General features: G+C 70.7%; 22 protein-coding genes. 16 read left to right on the top strand and 6 right to left on the bottom strand.

Going from position 1 to position 23,455, the window contains the following annotated elements; all coding sequences use genetic code 11:
- Window positions 1–4: 4 nt before the first annotated feature.
- Entirely contained in the window at window positions 5–1,798 is a 1,794-nt protein-coding gene (locus tag ACFVWD_RS09820; RefSeq protein WP_389594799.1) for a peptide ABC transporter substrate-binding protein, read from the bottom strand.
- 198 nt (window positions 1,799–1,996) lie between these two features.
- On the opposite strand from ACFVWD_RS09820, the gene ACFVWD_RS09815 reads away from it, so the two are divergent.
- On the top strand, window positions 1,997–3,247 hold the full coding sequence (locus ACFVWD_RS09815; RefSeq protein ID WP_389594798.1) for an ROK family protein: 1,251 nt from the start codon (window positions 1,997–1,999) through the stop codon (window positions 3,245–3,247).
- Entirely contained in the window at window positions 3,244–4,773 is a 1,530-nt protein-coding gene (locus ACFVWD_RS09810; RefSeq protein ID WP_389594796.1) for a M81 family metallopeptidase, read from the top strand. Before ACFVWD_RS09815 ends, ACFVWD_RS09810 begins: the two co-directional genes overlap by 4 nt.
- Before the next feature lie 744 nt (window positions 4,774–5,517).
- Here ACFVWD_RS09810 and ACFVWD_RS09805 read toward each other — a convergent pair.
- Entirely contained in the window at window positions 5,518–5,754 is a 237-nt protein-coding gene (locus ACFVWD_RS09805; protein WP_389594794.1) for a chaplin, read from the bottom strand.
- A 196-nt stretch (window positions 5,755–5,950) separates the two neighbouring features.
- Here ACFVWD_RS09805 and ACFVWD_RS09800 point away from each other — a divergent pair, with 196 nt between their 5' ends.
- Window positions 5,951–6,157 carry a hypothetical protein gene (locus ACFVWD_RS09800; protein WP_075029382.1) on the top strand — a complete coding sequence of 69 codons (207 nt, stop codon included), beginning with the start codon at window positions 5,951–5,953 and terminating at the stop codon, window positions 6,155–6,157.
- Window positions 6,158–6,244: 87 nt separating this feature from the next.
- On the opposite strand, the gene ACFVWD_RS09795 is transcribed toward ACFVWD_RS09800, so the two are convergent.
- Both ACFVWD_RS09795 and ACFVWD_RS09790 read right to left on the bottom strand, forming a co-directional pair.
- Window positions 6,245–6,895, bottom strand: a complete 651-nt coding sequence (locus tag ACFVWD_RS09795) for a DUF4360 domain-containing protein (protein WP_389594792.1) — start codon at window positions 6,893–6,895, stop codon at window positions 6,245–6,247.
- A gap of 253 nt (window positions 6,896–7,148) precedes the next feature.
- Window positions 7,149–7,721, bottom strand: a complete 573-nt coding sequence (locus ACFVWD_RS09790) for a YbhB/YbcL family Raf kinase inhibitor-like protein (protein WP_389594791.1) — start codon at window positions 7,719–7,721, stop codon at window positions 7,149–7,151.
- A 141-nt stretch (window positions 7,722–7,862) separates the two neighbouring features.
- Here ACFVWD_RS09790 and ACFVWD_RS09785 point away from each other — a divergent pair, with 141 nt between their 5' ends.
- The 13 genes from ACFVWD_RS09785 to ACFVWD_RS09725 all read left to right on the top strand — a co-directional run bounded on the left by ACFVWD_RS09785 (window position 7,863) and on the right by ACFVWD_RS09725 (window position 21,121).
- The gene (locus ACFVWD_RS09785) at window positions 7,863–8,405 is read left to right on the top strand and encodes a hypothetical protein (protein WP_389594789.1); all 543 of its coding nucleotides are present in this window, start codon (window positions 7,863–7,865) and stop codon (window positions 8,403–8,405) included.
- A gap of 114 nt (window positions 8,406–8,519) precedes the next feature.
- Window positions 8,520–9,686, top strand: coding sequence for an acyl-CoA dehydrogenase family protein (locus ACFVWD_RS09780; protein WP_168487918.1), 1,167 nt, complete (start codon window positions 8,520–8,522; stop codon window positions 9,684–9,686).
- Window positions 9,686–10,453, top strand: coding sequence for an SDR family NAD(P)-dependent oxidoreductase (locus tag ACFVWD_RS09775; RefSeq protein WP_389594787.1), 768 nt, complete (start codon window positions 9,686–9,688; stop codon window positions 10,451–10,453). The genes ACFVWD_RS09780 and ACFVWD_RS09775 overlap by 1 nt, the downstream gene beginning before the upstream one ends.
- Window positions 10,454–10,543: 90 nt before the next feature.
- Complete coding sequence (locus ACFVWD_RS09770; protein WP_389594785.1) at window positions 10,544–11,302, top strand: FadR/GntR family transcriptional regulator; 759 nt, start codon at window positions 10,544–10,546, stop codon at window positions 11,300–11,302.
- Window positions 11,303–11,409: 107 nt separating this feature from the next.
- On the top strand, window positions 11,410–12,216 hold the full coding sequence (locus ACFVWD_RS09765) for an enoyl-CoA hydratase/isomerase family protein (RefSeq protein ID WP_101406897.1): 807 nt from the start codon (window positions 11,410–11,412) through the stop codon (window positions 12,214–12,216).
- Between the two features lie 2 nt (window positions 12,217–12,218).
- Window positions 12,219–13,211 carry an acyl-CoA dehydrogenase family protein gene (locus ACFVWD_RS09760; RefSeq protein WP_389594783.1) on the top strand — a complete coding sequence of 331 codons (993 nt, stop codon included), beginning with the start codon at window positions 12,219–12,221 and terminating at the stop codon, window positions 13,209–13,211.
- Window positions 13,208–14,377, top strand: a complete 1,170-nt coding sequence (locus ACFVWD_RS09755) for an acyl-CoA dehydrogenase family protein (RefSeq protein ID WP_389594781.1) — start codon at window positions 13,208–13,210, stop codon at window positions 14,375–14,377. The genes ACFVWD_RS09760 and ACFVWD_RS09755 overlap by 4 nt, the downstream gene beginning before the upstream one ends.
- 42 nt (window positions 14,378–14,419) lie before the next feature.
- Complete coding sequence (locus tag ACFVWD_RS09750; protein ID WP_389594780.1) at window positions 14,420–16,009, top strand: FadD3 family acyl-CoA ligase; 1,590 nt, start codon at window positions 14,420–14,422, stop codon at window positions 16,007–16,009.
- A complete protein-coding gene (locus ACFVWD_RS09745) occupies window positions 15,999–17,201 on the top strand; it encodes a CaiB/BaiF CoA transferase family protein (RefSeq protein ID WP_389594778.1) in 1,203 nt (400 codons plus the stop codon). Before ACFVWD_RS09750 ends, ACFVWD_RS09745 begins: the two co-directional genes overlap by 11 nt.
- Window positions 17,198–18,034 (top strand): enoyl-CoA hydratase/isomerase family protein, encoded by an 837-nt coding sequence (locus ACFVWD_RS09740; RefSeq protein ID WP_389594777.1) that lies wholly within the window; start codon window positions 17,198–17,200, stop codon window positions 18,032–18,034. The genes ACFVWD_RS09745 and ACFVWD_RS09740 overlap by 4 nt, the downstream gene beginning before the upstream one ends.
- Window positions 18,019–19,176: a thiolase family protein gene (locus ACFVWD_RS09735; protein ID WP_389594775.1), complete on the top strand. Its 1,158-nt coding sequence runs from the start codon at window positions 18,019–18,021 to the stop codon at window positions 19,174–19,176. Before ACFVWD_RS09740 ends, ACFVWD_RS09735 begins: the two co-directional genes overlap by 16 nt.
- Before the next feature lie 20 nt (window positions 19,177–19,196).
- On the top strand, window positions 19,197–20,345 hold the full coding sequence (locus ACFVWD_RS09730; RefSeq protein WP_389594773.1) for an acyl-CoA dehydrogenase family protein: 1,149 nt from the start codon (window positions 19,197–19,199) through the stop codon (window positions 20,343–20,345).
- 5 nt (window positions 20,346–20,350) lie between these two features.
- On the top strand, window positions 20,351–21,121 hold the full coding sequence (locus tag ACFVWD_RS09725; RefSeq protein WP_389594772.1) for an SDR family NAD(P)-dependent oxidoreductase: 771 nt from the start codon (window positions 20,351–20,353) through the stop codon (window positions 21,119–21,121).
- A 12-nt stretch (window positions 21,122–21,133) separates the two neighbouring features.
- Here ACFVWD_RS09725 and ACFVWD_RS09720 read toward each other — a convergent pair whose 3' ends face one another.
- Window positions 21,134–22,414 (bottom strand): amidohydrolase family protein, encoded by a 1,281-nt coding sequence (locus tag ACFVWD_RS09720; protein WP_389594771.1) that lies wholly within the window; start codon window positions 22,412–22,414, stop codon window positions 21,134–21,136.
- A gap of 1 nt (window position 22,415) precedes the next feature.
- The gene (locus tag ACFVWD_RS09715) at window positions 22,416–23,396 is read right to left on the bottom strand and encodes a CoA transferase (RefSeq protein ID WP_389594769.1); all 981 of its coding nucleotides are present in this window, start codon (window positions 23,394–23,396) and stop codon (window positions 22,416–22,418) included.
- Between the last annotated feature and the right edge of the window lie 59 nt (window positions 23,397–23,455).

Genomic DNA, 23,455 nt, shown 5'->3' with positions numbered 1-23,455 from the left:
GCGGTCAGCGGTTCCACTTCCACTGCGCCGGGTGGAAGTTGGCGAGTGAGTCCTGTGAGAAGCCGCCGAGGCCGTTCTTGACGACCGAGATCTGGTAGTCGGGCTCCGGCAGCCAGATGACCGGGAGGTCCTTGGCGACGGCCGCGCTGTAGTCCCGTACGGCCTGCGCGGAGTTCGACGTGGTGGAGGCGGTGATCAGCTGGTCGGTCTCCGGGTCGGAGTAGTTGCCGAAGTTCGAGCCGCCCTTGCTCTGGAAGAGCGAGTCGCCGGTCGGGAAGGCGTTGAAGTACCAGCTGCCGGCGGTGCCGAAGAACGACAGCTGCCACGTGCAGATCGACTGACTCGCGGTGCACGGCGGGGTCTGGGACAGCACCGAGTTCACGGGCGCGGTCCTGATCGTGAACTTGATCCCGGTCTTCTCCAGCGAGGACTGGATCGCGCTCATCATGTTGTCGGTGACGGTCGAGCCGGACTGCGACAGCACCTGCATCTGGAACCTGGTGCCCTTGGCGACCCCGTCACCGCACTGCGAGGCGCCCGCGCCCGGATCCGTGCACACCATGACTCCGCCCTGTTCGGTCCAACCGTGGCTGGACAGGAGTGACTTGGCGGCAGAGGTCGAGAAAGGGTACGGATTGCCCTTCTGCGTGGGCGAGAGGAAGTCGCTCGACTGCGCCTGCGGGATCGGGCCGTAGCCGGGGACCGCGGTGCCGTTGAAGATGACCTTCGCCAGGCTGCTCTGGTCGATCGACCGCTGGACCGCCTGACGGGCGTAGAGCTGCTTGAACACGGCGCCCATGGACGGGTTGTTGAAGTTGTACGGCATGTAGGTGATCGCCCAGCCGGACCAGGGCTTGACCGTGTACCCCTGGGCGGTGAACCGGTCCTTCTGGTCGAGGTCTGTCGCCTCGATGTAGCCGTAGTCGACGCTCCCCGAGCGCAGCGCGTTCTTCTCGGCGTCCGCCGTCGTGAAGGGGAGGAGGTTCACGGTGGCGATGTCCGGCTTCTCACCGCCGTCGTACTTCTTGTTGGCGGTGAGCACGACCTTGCCCGCGGTCGAGAAGGACTTGACCGCGTAGGGACCGCTGATGGTCTTCCACAGCGCGTCCTTCTCGTAGCCGGAGATGTTCTTCGCGGCCGTGTTGAGGTACGTCCACACCTGCTTGGCGCCGGCGGCCGTCCGGTCGGCGTCCGACACCGTGGCCGACGCGGCCGTCTTGTCCCATGCGTGCTGTGGGAGCGGGTTGATCGCGCTCAGCTCGTTGGCGAGCATCCAGTCGGAGTTGTAGGCCTTGTCGAACGTGAGCGTGAAGTGGTGGTCGTCCACGGTCTTGAACGAGGTCCAGTTGTCCGGCGCCTTGCCGGGGTTGTAGCCCGCCCACTGTTCCTTGTTCGCCTTGATGAGGTTGAACCAGAACTCGACGTCGCGCGAGGTGATCGGCTTGCCGTCGCTCCACCTGCGGTCGCCGAGCGTGAGGGTGACGCTCTTGCCGTCGGAGGCGAAGGCGGCTGCGGTCGCGATGGACCCGCTCTTGTTCCAGGCGATCTTGCCGGTCGAGCCGTCGTACGCGACGAGCGGCTCCCAGAGGCTGTTGGCGATGGAGATGTTGTTGGTGTTGAGATGCGCCGCCGTGCCGATCGGCAGGATCCAGTTCGGGGTGAAGTTCGCGGGCAGCGCGTAGTTGATGGAGTCGGAGGACGTGGACGACGTGCCGCTCGTCCCGGAGCAGCCCGCGAGCAGCAGCGTGCCCGCCGAGACGACGGCACCGGCGACGAGTGTCGCGCGAGCAGGGGACATGGCTCTCCTCGGGGTGAACAGGGGTGAACAAAGGGGCCGGGCAAGGGGCGTGGCGGAGCCAGTCAACGACCCGACTGTTCGAAGAAACAGACGCCCTGCTGTAAAAAGCCTGTTTCTGCTGTTCTGAAAAAAGTGGAGAGGCGGCTTCAGGGACGTACGCTCGGCATCCCGATCCCGTCGTCGGAAGTTACTTCGTCCATGCCTGAAAAAAGTGCGGTACACCGCAGGGGTGCCACGGGCGTCTCGTCCCTGGCCGAGCGCGTCCTCGAACTCCTCGCCTCCGGGCGGGCGACCACGCGCACCGAACTCGCCGATCTGCTCGGGGCCGCGCCCTCGACGATCTCCCTGACGGTCGGTCAGCTCGTTGCCCACGGGCTGGTGGCGGAGCAGGGCACGCGCTCCTCCGCGGGAGGACGTCCGCGCAAGGTCCTGCGGCTCGGCGGCAGCGACGGGTTCGCGGTCGCGGCCGAACTCGGGGGCAGACACGCGCATGTCGGTGTCGTGCTGCCGGGCGGCGGGCTCACGGACGTGTCGACGGTGCCGTTCCCTACGGCGGAGGGGCCCGAGGCCGCGCTGCCCGGGCTCGCCGGGACGCTGGAGGGCCTCGCCGAGCAGCACGGGCGTGAGCTGCTCAAGGGGGTCGGCCTCTCGCTGCCGGGACCGGTCGACGTCGCCTCCGGCGTAGTGACACTGCCGTCGCGCATGCCCGGCTGGAACCGGTTCCCCGTCCGGGCCTGGCTGGAGGACCGCTTCGGCGTTCCGGCGGCGATCGAGAACGACGCCAACTGCATGGCCGTCGGCGAGCACAGTGTCCAGCCGGCCGAGCGCCGCCAGTCGATCATGGTGAAGATGGGCTCCGCGATCGGCGCGGGTGTCATCGCCGACGGACGGCTCTACCGGGGCGGGACCGGCGCCGCCGGCGAGATCACCCATGTACGGGTCGAAGCGGGGCACGACATCCCGTGCTCCTGTGGCAACACCGGATGCTTGGAGACCGTCGCGTCGGGCGCGGCGCTGGTGCGCGTCCTGCGTGAGCGGGGGCTCGACGTCGACACGATCGAGGACGTCGTCCGGTTCGCGTCCGACGCCGACCCGGAGGCGACCCGCGCCGTCCGTCAGGCCGGCCGCTACCTCGGCATGGTGCTGGCCGCGAACGTCAACTTCTTCAACCCCGACGCCGTGTCCCTCGGCGGCATCCTCTCCACGCTCGAACCGTTCGTCGCCGCCGTCCGCAGTCAGCTGTACGAGGGGTGCCATCCGCTGGTGACCAAGCACCTGGTGATCGAGCGGGCGAGCCTCGGCGCGGACGCGGGGCTGGTCGGCGCGGGGCAGTTCGCGCTCCAGCGGGCGCTGTCCCACGCACTCCACACCGTGACCGGAGCGGCAGCGGGAACAGGGACAGGAGCGGGACTCCATTCCGACCAGCGCATACGAATCGAGGAGCCATGACGCACCCCCGTACCGCCGTCGCCCGGCCCGTCATCGCCATCGCCGGACTCGGCATCGAGTCGTCGACGTTCTCACCGGCGCGGACCGAAGCGCCCGCATTCCACCCACAGCGCGGCGAGGACGTCCTCACGCGCTATCCCTTCCTCGCGCCCGGGACGCCCCTGCGTGACGCCGCCGACTGGCGCGGCGCGCTCGTCGGCAAGGCGCTGCCCGGAGGCACGGTGACCGCGGCCGCGTTCGCGGAGCTCTCCGCGGAACTGCTGCGCCGGCTCGGGGAGCTGCCGCGCCTCGACGGGCTCTGGTTCGACATCCACGGCGCCATGACGGTGGAGGGCGTCGACGACGCCGAGGCCGTCCTGCTCGCCCGGATCCGCGAGACCGTCGGAACCGATGTCATCGTGTCCACCTCGATGGACCTGCACGGCAACGTCTCGCGCGAGCTCGCCCACATGAGCGACCTCATCACCTGCTATCGGATGGCTCCGCACGAGGACCACATGGAGACGAAGGAGCGGGCCGCCCGCCATCTCGTGGATCTGCTCACCACCGGTGCGCCCCGGCCGGTCAAGGCCTGGATCCCGGTACCCGTGCTGCTGGCCGGTGAGCAGACCTCGACGCGCATCGAGCCCGCCAGGAGCGTGTACGCGGCCATCGACGAGGTGGAGGCCACGGACGGCGTGACCGACGCCGCGATCTGGGTCGGGTACGCGTGGGCGGACGAGCCGCGCAACCGCGCCGCGGTCGTGGTCGCCGGGCCGTCGGAGGCCGCCGTCGCGCGGGGCGCCGAGCGGCTGGCGCGCGGATTCTGGGAGGCGCGCGGGGCGTTCGCGTTCGTCGCGCCGACCGGATCACTGGACGAGTGCCTCGACGAGGCGCTGGCCTCCTCCCCCGACGCCCGGCCGTTCTTCGTCAGCGACACCGGTGACAATCCGACGGCGGGCGGCGCGGGCGATGTCACGTGGGGGCTCGAACGCGTCCTCGCCCGTCCGGAGTTCAAGGAACCGTCCGGGCCGACGGTCATCTACGCGTCCGTGCCGGGGCCGGCCGCCGTCGAGGCCGCGGAGAAGGCGGGCGTCGGCGCGACCGTCACGGTCACGGCCGGTGCCGAGGTGGACGACCGGCACGCGGGGCCGCTCACCATGACCGGGGTGGTCCACGCGGTCCGGCACGGGGACCGGGACGCCGGGACCGAGGTCGTCCTGCGGGTCGGGAGCGTGTACGTGATCATCACGCGCCTCCGCAAGCCGTACCACCACGAGCACGACTTCACCGGCCTGGCGCTCGACCCGCGCGGCGCCGACGTCGTCGTGGTCAAGATCGGCTATCTGGAACCGGAACTGTTCGCCATGTCCGCCGGCTGGAAGATGGCGCTGACCCCGGGCGGCGTCGACCAGGACCTCGTCAGGCTGGGGCACCACCGCATCCGCCGCCCCATGTTCCCGTTCGACCCGCACATGCCGGACCCGGACCTCACGGCCCGCATCATCCCCCCGTCGAACGAGCCGCTGAGCGGAACGGACGAGTAGCCCACCGAGCGCCCCACATCCACAACCCCGCATCGGGACAGGCGGCGCCCCGCCGGGTCGGGGGGACAGATCCCCGGCCCGGACGGTAGATCGCCGGGCCTGGCAGCGCTCAGCCAGGACCAGTGGCTGCCTGCGGGTGGCCGCCCGCCGGGCCTGGTGGCAGCCCGCCAGGATCGATGGCCATCCGCCAGGACGAGCAGCGGCCCGCCGACACCCGTGGCAGTCCGCCAGGACAGATCCCCCTCCGCCGGGATCGATGGCCGTCCGCCAGGACCGGCGACCCGACGCCGAAGCCGTCCGCCAGAACCGGTGACCGTCCACCACGTCCGGCAGCTGTTCGCCAAAACCGGCGACCGTGCGCCGACGCCGGTGATCGCCCGCCATGACCGAAGGCCGACCAGCCTTGGGCAGCGGTTCGCCAAGACCGACGACCCTGCGCCGAAGCCGGCGGCCGTCCGCCAGGACAGATCCTCCCCGCAGGAATCGGTGGCCGTCCGCCAGGACCGGCGACCGTCCGCCGGAACGGGTACCCGTCAGCCAAAACCCGGCGACTGTGCGTCGACGCCGGTGGCCGTCGGCCAAGGCCGGTAGTCGTCCGCCAGGACACGAGACCACCGGCCAAGCCGATCGCCGTCCGCCAGGGCACAAGACCACCCGCCCAAGCCGATCGCCGTCCGCCAGGAATCGGTGGCCGTCCGCCGGGCAGGGGAAGACCTGCCCGGCGCGGCTCGGCGGTCAGCCGGTTCAGGCGTTCGTGCAGGTGTTCCCCGTGGCCGGGTTCAGCAGACCCAGCAGGTCGAGGGAGTTGCCGCAGAGGTTGAGGCCGAGGTCGAGGGGGATCTGGATGACGTTGCCGGACAGGACTCCAGGACTGTTCGAGGCGACGCCGACCGGGGTGGGGTCGGCGGCGGCAGCGGTCCCGGCGGTGGCCAGCAGGGCCACGCCTGCCAGCCCGGCGGCGGCCATCAGACGAATACGCATTACATGCTCCGATCAGTCGCAGGGGTGCGAGTGCTTCCACCATCACCTCCGCGACCGACGACCGACATCGTTGTACGTCCGAATGGGGCCCGGGCGCCCCGACCCCGCCCTCAGCCGCGTCCGCACGCGGCGTGTCGCGCGGGGTGTGCGGAATGCCCGTAGCGTGAGAACAGGTCAGGTGGAAGAGGGAGAGATCATGCCAACAAGCCAGCCCGATTCGTCCTCACCGTCCGACGACAGGGCGACCCCCGACTCGCTGTTGCACACCGGCTCCGAAGGCCCCGTGACCGCCGAGGACATGGTGCTCGCCGCGGGTCGCGACCTCAGCCCGAAGAACCTCGCCTGGGCCGAGCGCAGGCTGCGGGAGGACGGACCCACAGCCATCGAACGACTGCTTCCCTAGCTCGCCCAGCTCACTCAGCTCGCCGGCTCCACTTGACCGGCTCCGATGCGGCGGAGCCGGTCAAGGTCATGCGGACGGAGCGGGAGGTCAGGAGGCGGGGCACTCCTTCCAGGCGAGGTGGTAGATGGTGCTGATGTCACCGTCCGTGGAGTCCATGGTCATGAAACTGGTGCTGCCGGGCGTGGACGTGCCCGCGTTGACGCGCAGCTCGGTGTTGATGTTGAAGTTCCGCTGGACACCGCAGGGCGCCCAGACCAGTTGGGCCCAGTCGGTGACGTCCGTGGACTGCCAGTTGTCGTTGTAGGGGCCGCGGAAGGGGTGGGTGATGGCCGCCGTGCTCGACGAGCCCTGGAAGTAGTACGAGGCCTTCTCGGTGCTGCTCGCACCCGACTGGAGTGCGGCGAAGCCACGGTAGTCCGCGCTGGCGATGGCGTACGTGAAGCCCTGCGGCACGTGGACGATCAGGTTGAGCTGGCAGTTCTTACGGAAGGCGGTGGGGTCGGAGTTGCCTCCGACCTGGGCGAGGTAGTTGCTGTAGGTGACCGTGAAGGCCGTGTTGTCCGGGGAGACCGCGACAGCGGCGGTGCCCTGCGGACAGCCGGAACCGTTCACGGTGGCGACCTTGATGACGATCTTGTCCGGGGGCGGGTCGACGATCCCGGAGGACGGGTCCGGCCCCGGGAGTGCGGTGGCGAACAGGGCGGCTATCGCGCCACCCAGAAGCAGCCCACCAGCCATGGTGCTCCAATCCGTTGCGTTGGTGTCTACGGCGGCACGGAACGTGTGCCGCCGTGAATTGGGGGGTGCGGCGCCTCACGCGGACGTGCGGCGCCGTCGCAGACCAGTGCGTTGGATCAAGCGCGGATCGTTGAAGCATGGACATGTCAAGCGCATGCTCATGCGACCCCGCCCTGTGAAGGAGCTGTGAAGGCCGGGATCGACCGCATCGTATGTACGCCCGTCATTGTTGGGCAGGGCGATCTCCGGCCATTCAGCCCGTACGTCCGTACCGCCCGACGAGGGTGCCGGAGCCCACGGTGTGACCGGCCAGCGCGCGCCGTACGGCGTCGACCGTGGCGTCCTCGGGAAGGTGCAGCCTCACGTCGGCGGCGAGGACCGAGAAGACGTAGTGGTGGGGCTTGCCGGCGGGCGGGCAGGGACCGCCGTAGCGGCGCTGTCCGAAGCCGTTGCGGCCCTGCACCGCCCCCTTCGGGACGGCGCCCGCACCCAGCGTCGTCTCGTGCGGATCGACGCCCCACATGAGCCAGTGCACGAAGGTCCCGGACGGGGCGTCCGGGTCCTCGGCCAGCACGACCAGCTCGGCCGCACCACCCGGCACACCGGAGAGACGCAGCGGCGGGGACACGTTCGCGCCGTCGCAGGTGAAACGGCGTGGGACGGTGCCACCGTCCCTGAAGGCCGGGCTTGTCACCCTGATCGCCCCCGAGGCGCCCGGTGTCGGTGCCACGGACGCGGCGGGCCTCCCCGAGGCACCCCCGCAGCCCGCGGCAAGGGCCACCACGGCTGCCGTCATGACGGTTCCGAGCCAGTTCCCACGGCGCATGTCCGCCACGTTAGCGCCGGGCGTGCGGCCACGGTCGGCAACCCGGCCGCCCCACTCCGCTCCCCCCGGCACCGGGCGGCGCACTCGGTGAATCCCGCGCCGCCTCACCGCTCCCTGCGCGCCCCTGCGACACTGAAGGGCATGGAGCCCCGACACCTCAGAATCGGCCGCCGTCGCATCTGGATGCTCAGCGGGGCCTGCCTCCTCGTGCTCGGCCCGATCGGCTACTTCCTCGGTGGCTGGATTCCTCTTACCGCCCTCACCGTCTCCCTCCTCACTGCCACCACCGTGGCCCACTGGAAGGCCGCCGCCTGGCTCGGGCCCGCCATCGCGCGGGGACAGCGGGAGAGCCGCCGGGACGTGGCGACCTTCTGCGTGGTGATCGCGGTCAGCGGCTACGCCCAGCCCCCGGCGCGGCCCGCCCCCTCCGCCGAGGAACTGAAGGCGCTGCGACTGGAGGCGTACCGGGCCGCGGCGCACGACGACCTCGCCGAGGATCTCCGGGGCCTGGCGGCCGACGCGCTGGCCGCCGCCGACACCGCGCACGCCGAGGACACCCCGGTGGCCTGGCGGGCGGCACGCGCGAGCGCGGAGCGACTGGCGCACTCCGCGCAGGAGGGCAACCCGTACGTGCGCCAGCTCCTCATCCAGTGGGTCGAGGGCAACCCGGCCGCGGACCGCTAGGACAGGTCGCACTCTCGTCGCACTCTCGTAGAGGGCCGCCGCATTCACGCTGTACTTACGGTCTGACCTTTGTTATGTTTCGCAGATATCAAAGCTGCGGAGGGGTCCAACATCGTGGACTTTGAGCTGACCGAAGATCAGGAAACCATCCGCAAGGCAGTCGTCGGGCTCCTGCGCGACTTCGACGACCGGTACTGGATGGAGAAGGACCGGGACCACCGGTTTCCCGAGGAGTTCTACGCCGCCGTGGCGAACGGCGGATGGCTGGGGCTCACCATTCCGGAGGAGTACGGCGGCCACGGTCTCGGCATCACCGAGGCCACGCTGCTGCTCGAGGAAGTGGCGCGATCCGGCGGCGGGATGAACGCCGCGAGTTCGATCCATATGTCGATCTTCGGAATGCAGCCCGTGGTGGTGCACGGCTCCGAGGAACTCAAGCGGCGCACGCTTCCCCGTGTCGCCACCGGCGACCTGCACGTGTGTTTCGGGGTGACCGAGCCGGAGGCCGGTCTGGACACGACGAGCATCACGACCTTCGCCCGGCGGGACGGCGACCACTACGTCGTCAACGGCCGCAAGGTGTGGATCTCCAAAGCCGTGGAGTCCGAGAAGATCCTGCTGCTCACCCGCACCACCAAGGTCGGCGAGGTCGCCAAGCGGACCGACGGAATGACGCTGTTCCTCACCGACCTGGACCGCGACAGGATCGACGTCCGCCCCATCCCGAAGATGGGCCGCAATGCCGTGACCTCGAACGAGTTGTTCATCGACGAGTTGCGCGTCCCGGTCGAGGACCGAGTGGGCGAGGAGGGTCAGGGGTTCCGCTACCTCCTCGACGGACTGAATCCGGAGCGCATGCTGATCGCCGCCGAGGCACTCGGGATCGGCAGGGTGGCACTGGAGAAGGCCGTGAGCTACGGCAACGAGCGCGTGGTGTTCGGCAGGCCGATCGGCATGAACCAGGCCATCCAGTTCCCGCTCGCGGACTCGCTCGCCCGGCTGGACGCGGCCGAGCTGATCCTGCGCAAGGCCACGTGGCTCTACGACAACGGCCGGCCCTGCGGGCGCGAGGCGAACACCGCCAAGTACCTCTGCGCGGACGCCGGATTCACCGCCGCCGACCGGGCCCTGCAGACGCACGGCGGTATGGGCTACTCCGAGGAGTACAACGTGGCCCGCTATTTCCGCGAGGCCCGTCTGATGAAGATCGCGCCGATCAGTCAGGAAATGATCCTGAACTATCTGGGATCGCACACTCTGGGAATGCCGAGGAGCTATTGATGGCCGACAACACCGGTCTGTTCGATCTCAGTGGACGATCGGCCCTGGTCACCGGCGCCGCGGGCGGCATCGGTTCCGCGGTCGCCGAGGCGCTCGCGCGCGCCGGGGCGGCGGTTCTCGTCACCGACGTCGACGGGGCGGCGGCCGCGGCGGTCGCCGAGAAGATCTCCGCGGCCGGCGAGCGGGCGGACAGTGCCGTACTGGACGTACGGGACCGTGCGTCCGCCGACGCGGCGGCGGCCCGGGCGGCGGCGCTGACCGGCGGGAGGCTGCACATTCTCGTCAACAACGCCGGAATCATCGCGCCGGACATGTTCGAGAACCTCCAGGAGGAGGCGTTCCGGCGGATCGTCGACATCCACCTGATGGGCGCCTTCCACTGCGCGCAGGCCGCGCTGCCGTTCCTGCCCACCGACGGCACGGGACGGATCATCAACGTCACCTCGTCGGCCGGCATCGTCGGCACCCTAGGCCAGGTGAACTACTCCGCGGCCAAGGCGGGCATCATCGGCCTGACGAAGTCCCTGGCGCGTGAACTGGCACACAAGCAGATCAAGGTCAACGCGCTCGCGCCGCTGGCCGCGACGCCGATGACGGAGACGATCCGCACCAACAAGAAGTTCGCGGACGCGATGCTCGCCCGGATCCCGCTGGGACGCTGGGCCGAGCCCGAGGAGATCGCCGGAAGCTTCGTCTTCCTCGCCTCGGACGCCGCCTCCTTCGTCACCGGGCAGGTGCTGCCCGTAGACGGCGGCATGGTCATGTGACCCGCGGCCGCGGCTCGTGGTGGCCATGAGCATCCGTACTATGCTGAATGGTTCAACCAAAGCAGTGGCATCGGTCCCAGGAGTACGTACATGCCCGGTAGGTCTCACCCGCGCTTCGACGCCCTGACGGTTCCGAAGGCATCGGACGTCCTGGCGTCGGAGGTACGTGAGCGCATTCTCTCCGGCGAGTTCACCGAGGGCATGGCGCTGCCGCCGGAGCGTCAACTCGTCGAGCAGACGGGGCTGAGCCGCGCCACGGTACGGGAGGCACTGCGGATTCTCGAGGTGGAGAAGCTGCTCCAGATCCGGCCGGGCCGCGGCGGCGGCGCCTTCGTGCACCGGCCGGGCCGTGAATCGCTCGCCAGTACCGTGCAGTTGGTCATCCGGGGGCAGCGGATCCGGCTGGAGGCGCTGCACGAGACACGGGAGGCCATCGAGCCCACGTGCGCCGCGCTGGCGGCGGTGCGCCGCACCGACCGTGATCTCGCCGAACTGGACGCCGCCCAGCGGGATCTCGTCGAGGCCGGGGACGACATCCCGCGCTTCCTGCGGGCGAACATCGACTGGCACAGCGCGGTGGCGAGGGCCAGCGACAACGAACTCCTGATCGGGTTCATGAGCGCGCTCTCGCAGTCGATCTACGCCGCCACGAACCTCGAACAGTTCATGGACGCCGAGATCCGCTCGATCACCGCCCGCGCGCACGCGAAGATCACCGAGGCGATCCGCGACCAGGACGGCCCGGCGGCGATGCGGCGCATGGCGCGCCATGTGTGCGGATTCGCCGACGCGGCCGCGCGCGTGGACCGGCGGGGCCAGGTGGAACTGTCCGGGCCGACGCAGGACTGACTCCCGCGAGCTCAAGGCGGTCCCCTCCGGATCATTGACGGCCATTCGGTCTGACCTTTAATATCATCTGAGGTTGGGGCGACTGAGGCACTGGAGATGGGGTCCCCATGGGCGAGGTCAGCTCCGTCATCACCGTCGAAGCGGACGGCGACATCCGTATCGTCACGCTCAACAGGCCCGAGCGGCTGAACGGCGTGTCCGAGGAGCTCCACCGCCGGCTGGCCGACGTCTGGCGGGAGTTGGCGGACGATCCCGGCGCACGGGCCGTCGTCCTCACCGGCGCGGGCCGGGCGTTCAGCGCGGGCGGGGACTTCGACCACCTGCGGCGCCACCACAGCGATCCGGAGCTGCGCGAGCGGTCGATCCGGCTCGACCGCAGCATCCAGACGGCGATGATCCGCTTCCCGCTCCCCGTCGTCGCGGCGGTCAACGGCCCCGCGGTCGGCCTGGGTTGCAGCCTGGCGCTGGGCTGCGACCTGGTCCTGATGGCGGAGGACGCCTACCTCGCGGACCCCCATGTCTCGGTCGGTCTGGTGGCGGGCGACGGCGGGGTGACCCTCTGGCCCCTGCTCACCAGCCTGCTCCGCGCGAAGGAGTACCTCTTCACCGGCGACCGCATTCCGGCCGCCACGGCGGTCGAACTGGGCCTGGCGAACCGTACCGTTCCCCCCGAGGACCTTCAGAAGGAGGCCCTCGCGCTGGCCCGGCGGCTGGCGGCCCAGCCTGCCGAGGCGCTGCGCGCCACCAAGATGGCCCTCGCCGTGGTGGTCGAGCAGGTGTCGCGCGGTGGCATGGAGGCGGCGCTGATGGCCGAGCGGGCGACCATGACCAGCCCCGACCACATCAGGATCGTCGAGGAGTTGGCGTCCCGCGCCCGACGACGGCCGACCGACACCGAGGCCAAGGAGGACTGACGGTGGAGGCCGAGGAGTTCCTGCTCGTACGGGACATGTTCCGCACGTTCGCCGCACGGTTCCGGATCGGCTCGACCGACGAGGTGAAGCCGACCGCACGCACCGCCGCGCAGGAGGCGCTCGGCAAACTGGGCCTCGCCGAACTGCGCCGCTCCTCACCCCCGGCCGCCACCGTCCAGGAGTGCGCCCTGCTCGCCGAGGAACACGGCCGGCAGCCCCTGACCACCTCCCTGGTCGGCACCGTGCTGCTCGCCCCGGAGCTGCTGCGACTCCTCGACCGTGCCGAACCCCCGCCCCATGGCGCGACACCGACGATCGCCCTCGCGCACGACCTGCGCTTCCCGGGCTCCGCTCCGGGCTCCTCCCCGTCCCGACTCCTCGCCTGGGACTGCGAGGGAGCGGACAGCGCGCTGTGCGTCGCACCCGACGGAACGGTGACCGCGCTCGAACTCGGCCCGACCGCACCGGGCATCGACCTCCTGCGCGGCATTCGCTCGGTGTCGTCCGAGCCGACCGCACGCGTCCTCGGCCGGCTCGACGCACACGAGTACCAGCACTGGCAGGCCTACGCGCTCGTCCTGGTGAGCAGTGAACTCGTCGGCGCGGCCGGGTCGTTCGTCCGGCTGAGCGTCGAGTACGCCCGGGAGCGGCGTCAGTACGGGCGGGAGGTCGGCTCGTTCCAGGCGGTCCAGCATCTGCTCGCCGACGCGACGGTCCTCGTCGAGGCCTGCACCAGTGCCACCCGGTACGCCGCGTGGTGCCTGGACAACGAGTCGCCCGCGAGGGCCCTGACGGCCGCGCGCGTCGCCAAGGCCGAGGTGAACGCCTCCGCCCTCGACGCGGTGTACACGGGCATGCAGGTCTTCGGCGGTATCGCCCAGACCTGGGAGCACATCGCGCACCTGTACCTCCGCAAGGTCCGCCTGGGCGCCATGACGCTGGCGACGACGGCCGATCTCCTGACGACGCTGGCCCAGCCGGAGCTGACCCGATGACCGAGACCCCCCTGGACTTCGGCGACCCCGCGGACCTCGAACGGCTGCGCCGCCGGTTCCGTGCCTGGATGGCCGACCACCCGCTGCCCGAACGCCTCCCGGACGAGCCGGTCCCGGTCTTCCTCCACCGGTGGCACCGCCTGCTGTACTCGGGCGGCTGGGTGGGCCTCGACGTCCCCGTCCAGTACGGCGGCCAGGGCCTGAGCGCGCTGCACCAGGTCGCCGTCAGCGATGAACTCGGCGCCTGTCACGCCCCCGGAGTCCCCCGGATCGGCTATCTCGCCCACGCGCTCCTGGAGTTCGGCTCCGAGGAGCAGCGCCGACGCTGGCTGCCGCGCATGCTCGCCGGTGACGACGTGTGGTGTCAGGGCTTCAGCGAGCCGGGAGCCGGATCGGACCTCGCGGGGATGAGCACGGTCGCGACCTCGCACGAGGACCACTACACCGTACGCGGGCAGAAGCTCTGGACCAGCTACGCGCAGTACTCCGGTCTGTGCCTGCTGCTCGCAAGGACCGACCGGTCGGCGCCCGCGCACCAGTCGATCTCGGCGTTCGCCCTGCCGCTGGACCGGCCGGGCGTGACGGTACGGCCGCTCAGGGCGGCCAACGGCGACGACGAGTTCTGCGAGCTGTTCCTCGACGACGTACGCATCGCCCGCTCCGAGCGCATCGGCGCCGAGGGCGACGGCTGGCCACTGGCCATGACGACGGTGTCGTACGAGCGCAACGCCCTGGACACCGGTCACCTCTCGAAGTACGGGCTGCTCGTCGAGCGGCTGCGGCGCGCCGCCCGGGAACGCCGAGGAGACCTTCCGGACGGGCTGATGTCCGAGATCGGCCGGTGCTTCGTGGACTACGAGGTCCTGGTGGCGCACGCCCGGCGCCGCACCGCCGAGCGGCTGGCCGGACAGCTCGCAGGACCGGAGTCGTCCATCGACAAGCTGCTGATGACCAGGACCGAGCAGCGGCTCTACGAGACGGCGCTCAAGGTCTTCCCCGAGGAACAACTCCGGGGCGGGGACGGGGGGCACGCGGGGCGAGGAGGGGCGAGCGAGCTCTTCGGGGACTTCCTCTATTCCAGAGCGGCGTCCGTGTACGGCGGAACATCGCAGATCCAGCGCAACATCATCGCGAAACGGGTCCTGGGTCTGCCGTCCGGCAACTAGCACCTGGATCAGCGGGATTTCATGTCCGATGGGAGTTCACCCGTGCGATACGACCTCGAATACCGGAGTATTCCCCATGTGATCAGAGTTGCCGCCAAGCAATTCGCGGACGCGCCGGCCATCGTCGACGAGAGCCGGCGGTGGAGTTTCCGTGAGCTGGAGCAGCAGATGGTCCGGGCCATAAAGGCCGCCGTCGCGCTGGGGGTCGAGCCGGGGGACCGTGTCGGTCTGTGCGCTCCGAACTCCGCCGAGTGGATCCTGGCCGCGCTCGGCATCCAGGGCGCCGGGGGCATCGTGGTGCCGCTCAACACCAGGTTCAAGGCAGCGGAGATCTCCTACATTCTGCGCAAGTCCGGAGCGAAGGCCGTCTTCGCCTCGTCCTTCCTCGGCAATGACTACATAGCCGAGTTGAGGAACGCCGATCCGGATCTGCCCGCGTTGCGCAGGACGGTGTCGATTCTCGGCCCCCAGGGGGCGGCGGACCTCGCGTGGGAGGACTTCCTTCGGGCGGGAGAAGCCGACTCCTCGTCCATGGCCCACGACTTGATCGACCGGCTCACCCCGGACGACGTGTCCGACGTGATGTTCACCTCCGGCACCACCGGCCATCCCAAGGGCGTCGTCCTGACCCATGGACAGTCCCTGCGCGCCTATGGCTGGATGTCCGAGGAATACACGTTCAGGAATTCCGACAGCTTTCTGATCATCCCGCCGTTCTTCCACTGCTTCGGTTACAAAGCGGGGTGGCTCGCTTCCCTGATCCACGGCGTGACGGTGATTCCCATGCGCACCTTCGACCCGGGGCGGGCGCTCGAGATCATCGGCCGGGAACGGGTCAGCATTCTCTTGGGGCCTCCCACCATTTTCCAGGACCTGGTCAACCATCCGGACCGTGCCGCGTTCGACCTTTCCTCGCTGCGGGTGTCCATGACGGGCGGCACCACCATTCCGGAATCGCTGATCCGCGCCATGAAGTCGGAACTGTCCTTCGACATCGTGATGAGCGCGTACGGGCTGACGGAGTCGACCGCGTTGGTGACGACCACCCGGATCGGGGACTCGGAGGAGACGGTCGCACGGACCACGGGACGGACCATCCCGGACGTCGAGGTGAGCATCGTCGACGACCGGGGCCTGGCCGTTCCCGCCGGGCAGCACGGCGAAGTCCTGGTACGCGGCTACAACGTCACCCGCGGGTACTGGAACGACCCCGAGGCCACCGCGGCGGCCATCGACGCCGAGGGATGGCTGCACACCGGTGATGTCGGGCGCCTCGACGAGAGGGGAAACCTCTCCATCGTCGACCGCAAGAAGGACCTGTACATCGTCGGCGGTTTCAACGCCTATCCGGCCGAGATCGAGAAGCTGCTGCTCGGGAACGAGGCCATCGAGCAGGCCGCCGTCATCGGAGTGCCGGACGAGCGTCTCGGTGAGGTCGGCTGCGCCTTCCTCGTCGTGCGGCCGGGCCACCGGCTCACCGAGGCCGACGTCGTCGCCTGGGCACGCGAGAACATGGCCAACTTCAAGGTCCCCCGGCACGTCCGGTTCGTCGACGCGCTGCCGCGCAACGCCAGTCAGAAGGTGCTGAAGGACGGACTGCGGCGCGATTGGAGCAAGCCGAGTGACAACTGAACGCGTGGACGCGCCAGGACACGGCTCGGCCGGTCCCCTCGCGGGCATCACCGTGGTGACCCTGGAGCAGGCGGTGTCGGCTCCCATGTGCACCCGCACGCTGGGTGACTTCGGGGCGCGGGTGATCAAGGTCGAGAACCCCCGGGGCGGCGACTTCGCCCGGCACTACGACGACGTGGTGGGCGGCCTCGCGGCCCACTTCGTCTGGCTCAACCGGGGCAAGGAGTCGGTGGCCCTGGACCTCAAGTCCCCGGCCGGGATGGCGGTGCTGCGCCGACTGCTCGACCGCGCCGACGTCCTGGTCTCCAACCTCACGCCCGGGGCGACCGCGAAACTCGGCATCGCCCCCGCCGATCTGGCCGTGAGCCACCCCGAGCTCATCGCGGTGGAGATCGACGGATACGGGCCCGGCGGGCCGCTCTCCCACAAGCGCGCCTACGACCTGCTGGTCCAGGCCGAGTCGGGGGCGTGCGCGACCACGGGCCGACCGGGCGCGCCGGCCAAGGCGGGGCCGCCGATGGCCGATGTGAGCACCGGTCTGTACGCCGCCCTGTCGATCATGGCGCTGCTCTGCGGGAAGGAGCGCGGCCGGGTTCAGGGGCCCACCTCCGCCGCGGTCAGCCTGTTCGACACCATGACGGAGTTGATGGGCTACTCGCTGACCTACACCAGGCACACGGGCGTGGACCAGGAGCCGAAGGGCATGGGCTCGCCCGCGGTGGCACCGTACGGGGCCTATCCCACGGCCGACGGTCACACCGTCGTCCTCGGCACCACCAACGACGGCGAGTGGCAGCGGCTCGCGCGTGAGCTCCTCGGCCGCCCGGACCTGGCGGACGACAAGCGCTTCCGGAGCAACTCCGGCCGGGTCGCGCACAGTGAGGTACTCGACGCGGAGATCGGCGCCTGGTGCGCGCGTCATGACCTGGTGTACGTCCAGGACCGTGCGGATGCCGCGGGGATAGGGAACTCCCGCTACAACACCCCGAGCGACGTCGTCGCGCACCCGCATCTGACGGCCCGCGACCGCTGGCGCGAGATCGACACGCCGGGCGGTCCGGTGCCGGCGCTGCTGCCGCCGCCGGTCATCTCCGGCTACGAACAGCCGATGGGGCCGATCCCGGCCCTCGGCGAACACACCGCGGCCGTCCTCGCCGAACTGGGGATCCGCGCCGAGGGGGAGTTGCCGTGAGCGAGGAGCCGGTGCTGCTCTCCTGCGACTGGGGCGGCGTACGGACGCTGACGCTGAACCGTCCGCACCGCAGGAACGCGATCGACGAGGAGTTGTGGCGCGCGCTGCGGGACGCGCTCACGGACGCCGGGAACGACCGGTCCGTACGAACACTCGTGCTGACCGGGGCCGGTGGCGCGTTCTGCTCCGGCGCGGACATCTCGGGGGGACTCAGCGCCGCGCACCCCATGTACCGGATGCGCACCCTGAGCGAAGTCACCCTGCTGCTGCACGAGTTGCCCGTCCCGACCGTCGCCATGGTGACCGGGGTGGCGGTCGGCGCGGGGTGGAACCTGGCGCTCGGGTGCGATCTGGTGGTCGCCACTCCGGAGTCGAGGTTCTCGCAGATCTTCGCGCGGCGCGGGCTGTCCCTCGACTGCGGGGGATCCTGGCTGTTGCCGAGGCTCGTGGGTCTGCAGCAGGCCAAACGGCTCGCGCTGCTCGCCGAGACGATCGACGCCGAGGAGGCGCGGTCGCTGAACCTGGTGACGTGGGTGGTGCCCGCCGAGGAGATCGACGACTTCGTGGCGCGCCTCGGGGCGCGGCTGGTGGCGGGCGCCCCGGTGGCCCTCGCCCAGAACAAGGCGCTGCTGAACGAGGGCGCGGACCGCACACTGCGGGACGCGCTCGCGAACGAGGCGCGGGGCCAGGCGGTCAACTTCGCGACGACGGACGTCCCGGAGGCGTACTCCGCGTTCAAGGAGAAACGGGAGCCGGTCTTCACGGGCCGCTGGGCGGTACCGAGCTCGACGCCATCTCAACGACCGGAAGGGTCGACATGCGGGAAGCAGTGATCGTGGAGGCGGTCCGCACCGCCGTGGGCAAGCGGAACGGCGGGCTGTCGGGCATGCACGCCGCCGACCTCTCCGCGGTCGTCCTGGGCGCGCTTGTCGAGCGGACGGGCATCGATCCGGAGGTCGTCGACGACGTGATCTGGGGCTGTGTCTCACAGGTCGGGGACCAGTCCAGCAATATCGGGCGCTATGCGGTGCTGGCCGCGGGCTGGCCCGAGAGCATCCCGGGGACCACGGTCAACCGGGCCTGCGGATCGAGCCAGCAGGCGCTGGACTTCGCCGCGCAGGCGGTCATGTCCGGCCAGCAGGACGTCGTCGTGGCGGGCGGAGTCGAGGTGATGAGCCGGGTCCCGCTCGGGGCAGCGCGCTCCACCGGCATGCCGTACGGGCCCCAGGTCCTCACCCGCTACCAGGACTTCTCCTTCAACCAGGGCATCTCCGCCGAGAAGATCGCGCAGAAGTGGGGCTTCGCACGGGAGCGGCTCGACGCGTTCTCGGCGCTGTCGCACGAGCGGGCCGCGGCGGCGCGGGACGCCGGTGCCTTCGAGGCTCAGATCACCGCCGTGTCGACCGAGGGGGCGACGACCGTGACCCTCGACGAGGGCATCCGGCGCGGTACGAGTGTCGAGACCCTCGCCAAGCTCAGGCCGGCGTTCACCGAGGACGGTGTGATCCACGCGGGCAACGCCTCCCAGATCTCCGACGGGGCGGCGGCGCTGCTGGTGACCACACCGGAGAAGGCGCGCGAGCTGGGGCTGACGCCGCTCGTGCGTTACCACGCGGGCGTGGTCACCGGCTCCGACCCGGTGCTCATGCTCACCGGCCCGATCCCCGCGACCGAGAAGGTGCTGCGGAAGACGGGCGTGGGCCTGCCGGAGGTCGGCGTCTTCGAGGTGAACGAGGCCTTCGCGCCCGTACCCCTGGCCTGGCTCGCCGAGACCGGCGCCGACCCGGCGCTGCTCAATCCGCTGGGCGGCGCGATCGCGCTCGGGCATCCGCTCGGCGCGTCGGGGGCGGTGCTGATGACCCGGATGGTTCACCACATGCGGGACCAAGGGATCCGCTACGGCCTTCAGACCATGTGCGAGGGCGGCGGCACCGCCAACGCGACCCTCGTAGAGCTCGTATCCCCCGCATCCTGAGCACCCTCACGGAGGACGTCGTGCGCCGAGAACTCTTCACCGCCGACCACGAGGCGTTCCGGCAGCTCGTCCGGGACTTCGTGGCCAAGGAGGTGGTCCCCCACTACACGGAGTGGGAGCACGCGGGCCGGCTTCCGCGCGAGCTCTTCGAGAAGCTCGGCTCGCTCGGAGTGCTGGGCATCTCCATACCGGAGGCGTACGGCGGAGCGGGCCTGCACGACTACCGCTACAACGTCGTACTCCAGGAGGAGGCGGCCCGCGCCCTGGTCACGCTCGGCACCGTACGCACCCAACTCGACGTCGTCCTGCCGTACTTCCTCGCGTACTGCGACGAGGACCAGCGCGAGCGCTGGTTCCCCGGCCTCGCGGCGGGACGGCTCCTGACCGCCGTCGCCATGACCGAACCGGGCACGGGCTCCGATCTCGCGGGCATCCGTACCACCGCCGTGCGCGACGGGGACGCCTACGTCCTCAACGGGGCCAAGACGTTCATCACCGGCGGTCTCCTCGCCGACCTGGTGATCGTCGTGGCGCGTACGTCGACCGATCCCGACAACCGGCGGGCGGGCCTGACCCTGCTGGTCGTGGAGGACGGCATGCCCGGGTTCGCGCGCGGCCGGGTGCTCGACAAGATGGGCATCAAGGTGCAGGACACCGTGGAGCTGTCCTTCGACGAGGTGCGGGTCCCGGTCGCCAACCGGCTCGGCGAGGAGGGCGAGGCCTTCGGCTATCTCGGCCACAACCTCCCCCAGGAGCGGATGACGGTGGCGGTCGGCTCGGTCGCCCAGGCGAAGGCGGCACTCGACACGACCCTCGAATACGTCAGGGAACGGCAGGTGTTCGGGACTGTGGTCGCCTCCTTCCAGAACACGAAGTTCGAACTCGCCGCGGTGGCAGCCGAGATCGAGGCCGCACAGATGATGCTCGACCGGGCGGTGCGCGAGCTCGTCGACGGGGAACTCTCCGGAGCGGACGCGGCCAAGGTCAAACTGTTCTGCACGGAGATGCAGGCACGCGCGGTCGACCGCTGTCTGCAACTCTTCGGGGGGTACGGATACATCCTGGAGTACCCCATCGCCCGGCTGTACGCGGATGCGCGCATCACCCGCATCTACGCCGGCACCAGCGAGGTCATGAAGGTCATCATCGCCAAATCCCTGGGACTGTGAGCAGCATGGCGGACTTCTCCAGCAGGACCGGCGTCGCGTTCGTCGCGGGCGGCACCGGCGGCATCGGCGCGGCCGTCGTGCGCATGCTCGCCGAGCGCGGCAGCGACGTGGCGTTCACGTACCGCACCAGCCAGGCCGGGGCCGACGCCCTCGCCGCCGAGGTGAAGGCAAACGGGCGTCAAGTCCTCGCGCTGCGCCTCGACCTGGCCGACGAGCGGGCCACGGCGGAGGCGGTCGCCGAGGCGGCCGACGCCTTCGGGGGCCTGCACACGCTGGTGTACGCGGCGGGCCCGCATGTGCCGATGGTGCACCTCAGCAAGGTGACGCCGAGCCAGTACCGGGCCCAGCTCGACGCGGACGCGGTGGCGTTCTTCAACCTCGCCCATCCCGCGCTGCCCCGGCTGCGGGAGACGCGGGGTTCCATCGTCGCCGTCACCACCGTGGCCACCCGCCGGTTCCCCGTGCGCGACGGGCTGTCGTCGGGCACGAAGGGGGCGGTCGAGGCGGTGGCGCGAGCGCTGGCCGCCGAGGAGGGCCGCTATGGCGTCCGCGTGAACTGCGTCGGCCCCGGCATGCTCACCGACGGCATCGCCGCCCGTCTGATCAGCTCCGGCGAACTCGACACGGCGGCGCTGGACATCACCCGGCGCAACATCCCGCTGCGCCGTTTCGGCGAGGCGAAGGACATCGCTGAGGCGGTGGCGTTCCTGGCCTCGGACCGCGCCGGCTTCATCACCGGGCAGGCGCTGGGGGTGGACGGCGGGTACAGCGTGTAGTGCCCTGGGTGTTCACTCCGGCGGCGTGATCCGCTGTCCGCCGACGAACGTCGCGCGAACGACGTCGGCGGACATGAGGTCGAGGGCTTCTTTCAGCGGTACGCGGAGGAGGCACAGGTCGGCGACCGAGCCGACGGTCAACTTCCTTACTCGTGAGGGGTGTTGGTGCTCTCCCGCGAACAGGTCCAGCGCCGCGCGCCGGTCCATCGCCTCCCCGCCGGACCGACCGACGGCCGCCCGCATCACCGCCCAGGGGTCGGCACTCCCGTACGGCGCGTCGGTCCCGGCGGCGAGCGGAATCCCCGCCTCGGCCAGGGACCGGCAGCGGTACAGGTGGCCCTGGTCGTCCGGGTCCACATCGGTCGCGTACTCCCGGCCCCGCTCCACGGGAAAGTGCGGTTGGGTCACGACCGTCACGCCGTGCCGCGCGAGCCAGGGCATCGCCTCGGCCGGGATCACCGACCCGTGCTCGATCCGGTCACCCGCGACCGGCCCGGCCTCGTCCAGGGCGAGCAGGGTCACGAGCAACTGCACCCGGGTCACACAGTGCACGGCCACCGGGCGGGGCCGCACCACCGCCATGGACGCCGCGAGTTCGTCCGGCGTCGGCAGGGTCGCGTCGTCGAGCAGGAACTTCACCGGCGCGTCGCCGAGCCCCATCACGACGAGCCGCTGCGGCAGCACCGAGAGCAGCTCGGCCAGCCCCTCCCCCGGCTGCGGATCCGCGTTGGTGAACCCGGTGATCCCGTACGCCGCGGCCCGGGCTCCCACGCCGCGCAGATCCAGTCGTACGGGCGGAGCGAACCCGCGCAGCCTCTCGTCCTCCCGCCAGAACCGCCCGTCGCCTTCGCCGTCCAGCCCGTCGCCCTCGCCGTCCAGCCCGGCGGCCCGCAGCGCGGCGCTGTTCCACACCCACAGGGCCCCGCTGCGATGCTGGACCCGCACCGGCCGATCGGGCGCGAAGCCGTCCAGCATCCACCGGTCGAGCTCCCCCGCGACACTCTCGTGGTAGCCGACGGCGCGCACCCACTCCCCCGGCGCCCCCCGCCGCAGGGCGGCCACCAGTCCCTCCCGGTCGCGCACATCCGCCGGACCGACCCGCACGGACGCCGCCTCGGCCGCCAGTGCCGCCAGGTGTACGTGGTGGTCGTGCAGGCCGACCAGCAACGCGCCGCCCCGGCCGTCGACATCGCCGCGCCCCGCCCGTCGTCGACCGATCCCGACGACCCGTCCTCCTCCGAGGCGCACGTCCACCCTGCCGTGGCCCTCGACCTCCACGTCCGTGATCAGCATGTCAACGGCTGCCGGTGAGGGCGGCGGCGCAGGCGGCCATGGAGAGGCCGAGAAGCTCGCCTCCGCCGTCGGCCAGCGAGCGGGCGACCGCATGGGCGGCGAAGACGCCGGTGACCGGGTCGGCGAGCGCGTCGCCCAGAAAGACGGGGGCGCAGGCGCGGTCGATGCCGGTGAGGCCGCCCGCAACCGCCGCGTCGTCGCCGAAGGCGATACGGTCCTCGTCGCGGCCGTAGCCGGTGATGCTCAGCCAGACACGGCCGGGGCGGGCCGCGAGGAACTCCTCGGCGTGGATGCCCACTCGGCGCAGTGCCCTCGGGCGTGACGCCTCGATGACGACGTCCGCCTCGGCGACGACCTCGGCGGGTGCGCCGGAGGCGAAATCGAGCACCAGGCTCTCGTGTCCGTCGTGCAGCCAGCGGTAGAAGGCGGGCGATCCCCTGCGCGCGCCGTCCGGTCGGGTCGTGCTCTCCACCTTCACGACCCTCGCGCCCGCCGCCCCCAGCAGCCGGGCGCACAGGGGGCCCGCCCACAGGGCCGAGAAGTCGACGATCCGCAGCCCGGCCAGGTCGCGTGGGCTCGCCGCCCCGCCTCGCTCGGCGCGTACGGGAGCGCGGATGCCGCGGGCCGAACCGTGGGCGGCGGCCGCGATCCCGAGCAGTTGCGCGTGTGCCGCGACCTCGGCCGCCGCGGCCCGGCGCGCCGCCTCGTGCGGTTTCTCCGTCCCGGCTCCCCCGAGCAGCGCGACGAGAGCGGGCACGGCGGCCAGGTCGTCGGGGCGGGCCAGGTTCACGGCGGCCCAGCCGTCGGCGGTTTCGAGGAGGTGGCAGGAACCGCCGGCCGAGACCCTGCCGGGCAGGGGGAGGCCGGTGAGGTCGGCACGGAGGAAGAGGGCGGTCGGTATGTCCACGGGCACGCCGGTGAGGCCGGTGAAGGCCTTCGCCACGTCGTGGAGGGGGCCGAGGAACGGCTCGACGGGTTCCATCCAGCCCCGGAGAGTATCGTTCTCCAATTCATGAACCCCCTTCTCCACCATGGCGATCC

The organism is Streptomyces sp. NPDC058086, assembly GCF_042885015.1.
Lineage (GTDB): Bacteria > Actinomycetota > Actinomycetes > Streptomycetales > Streptomycetaceae > Streptomyces.
This window is presented reverse-complemented; position numbering and strand designations above follow the sequence as displayed.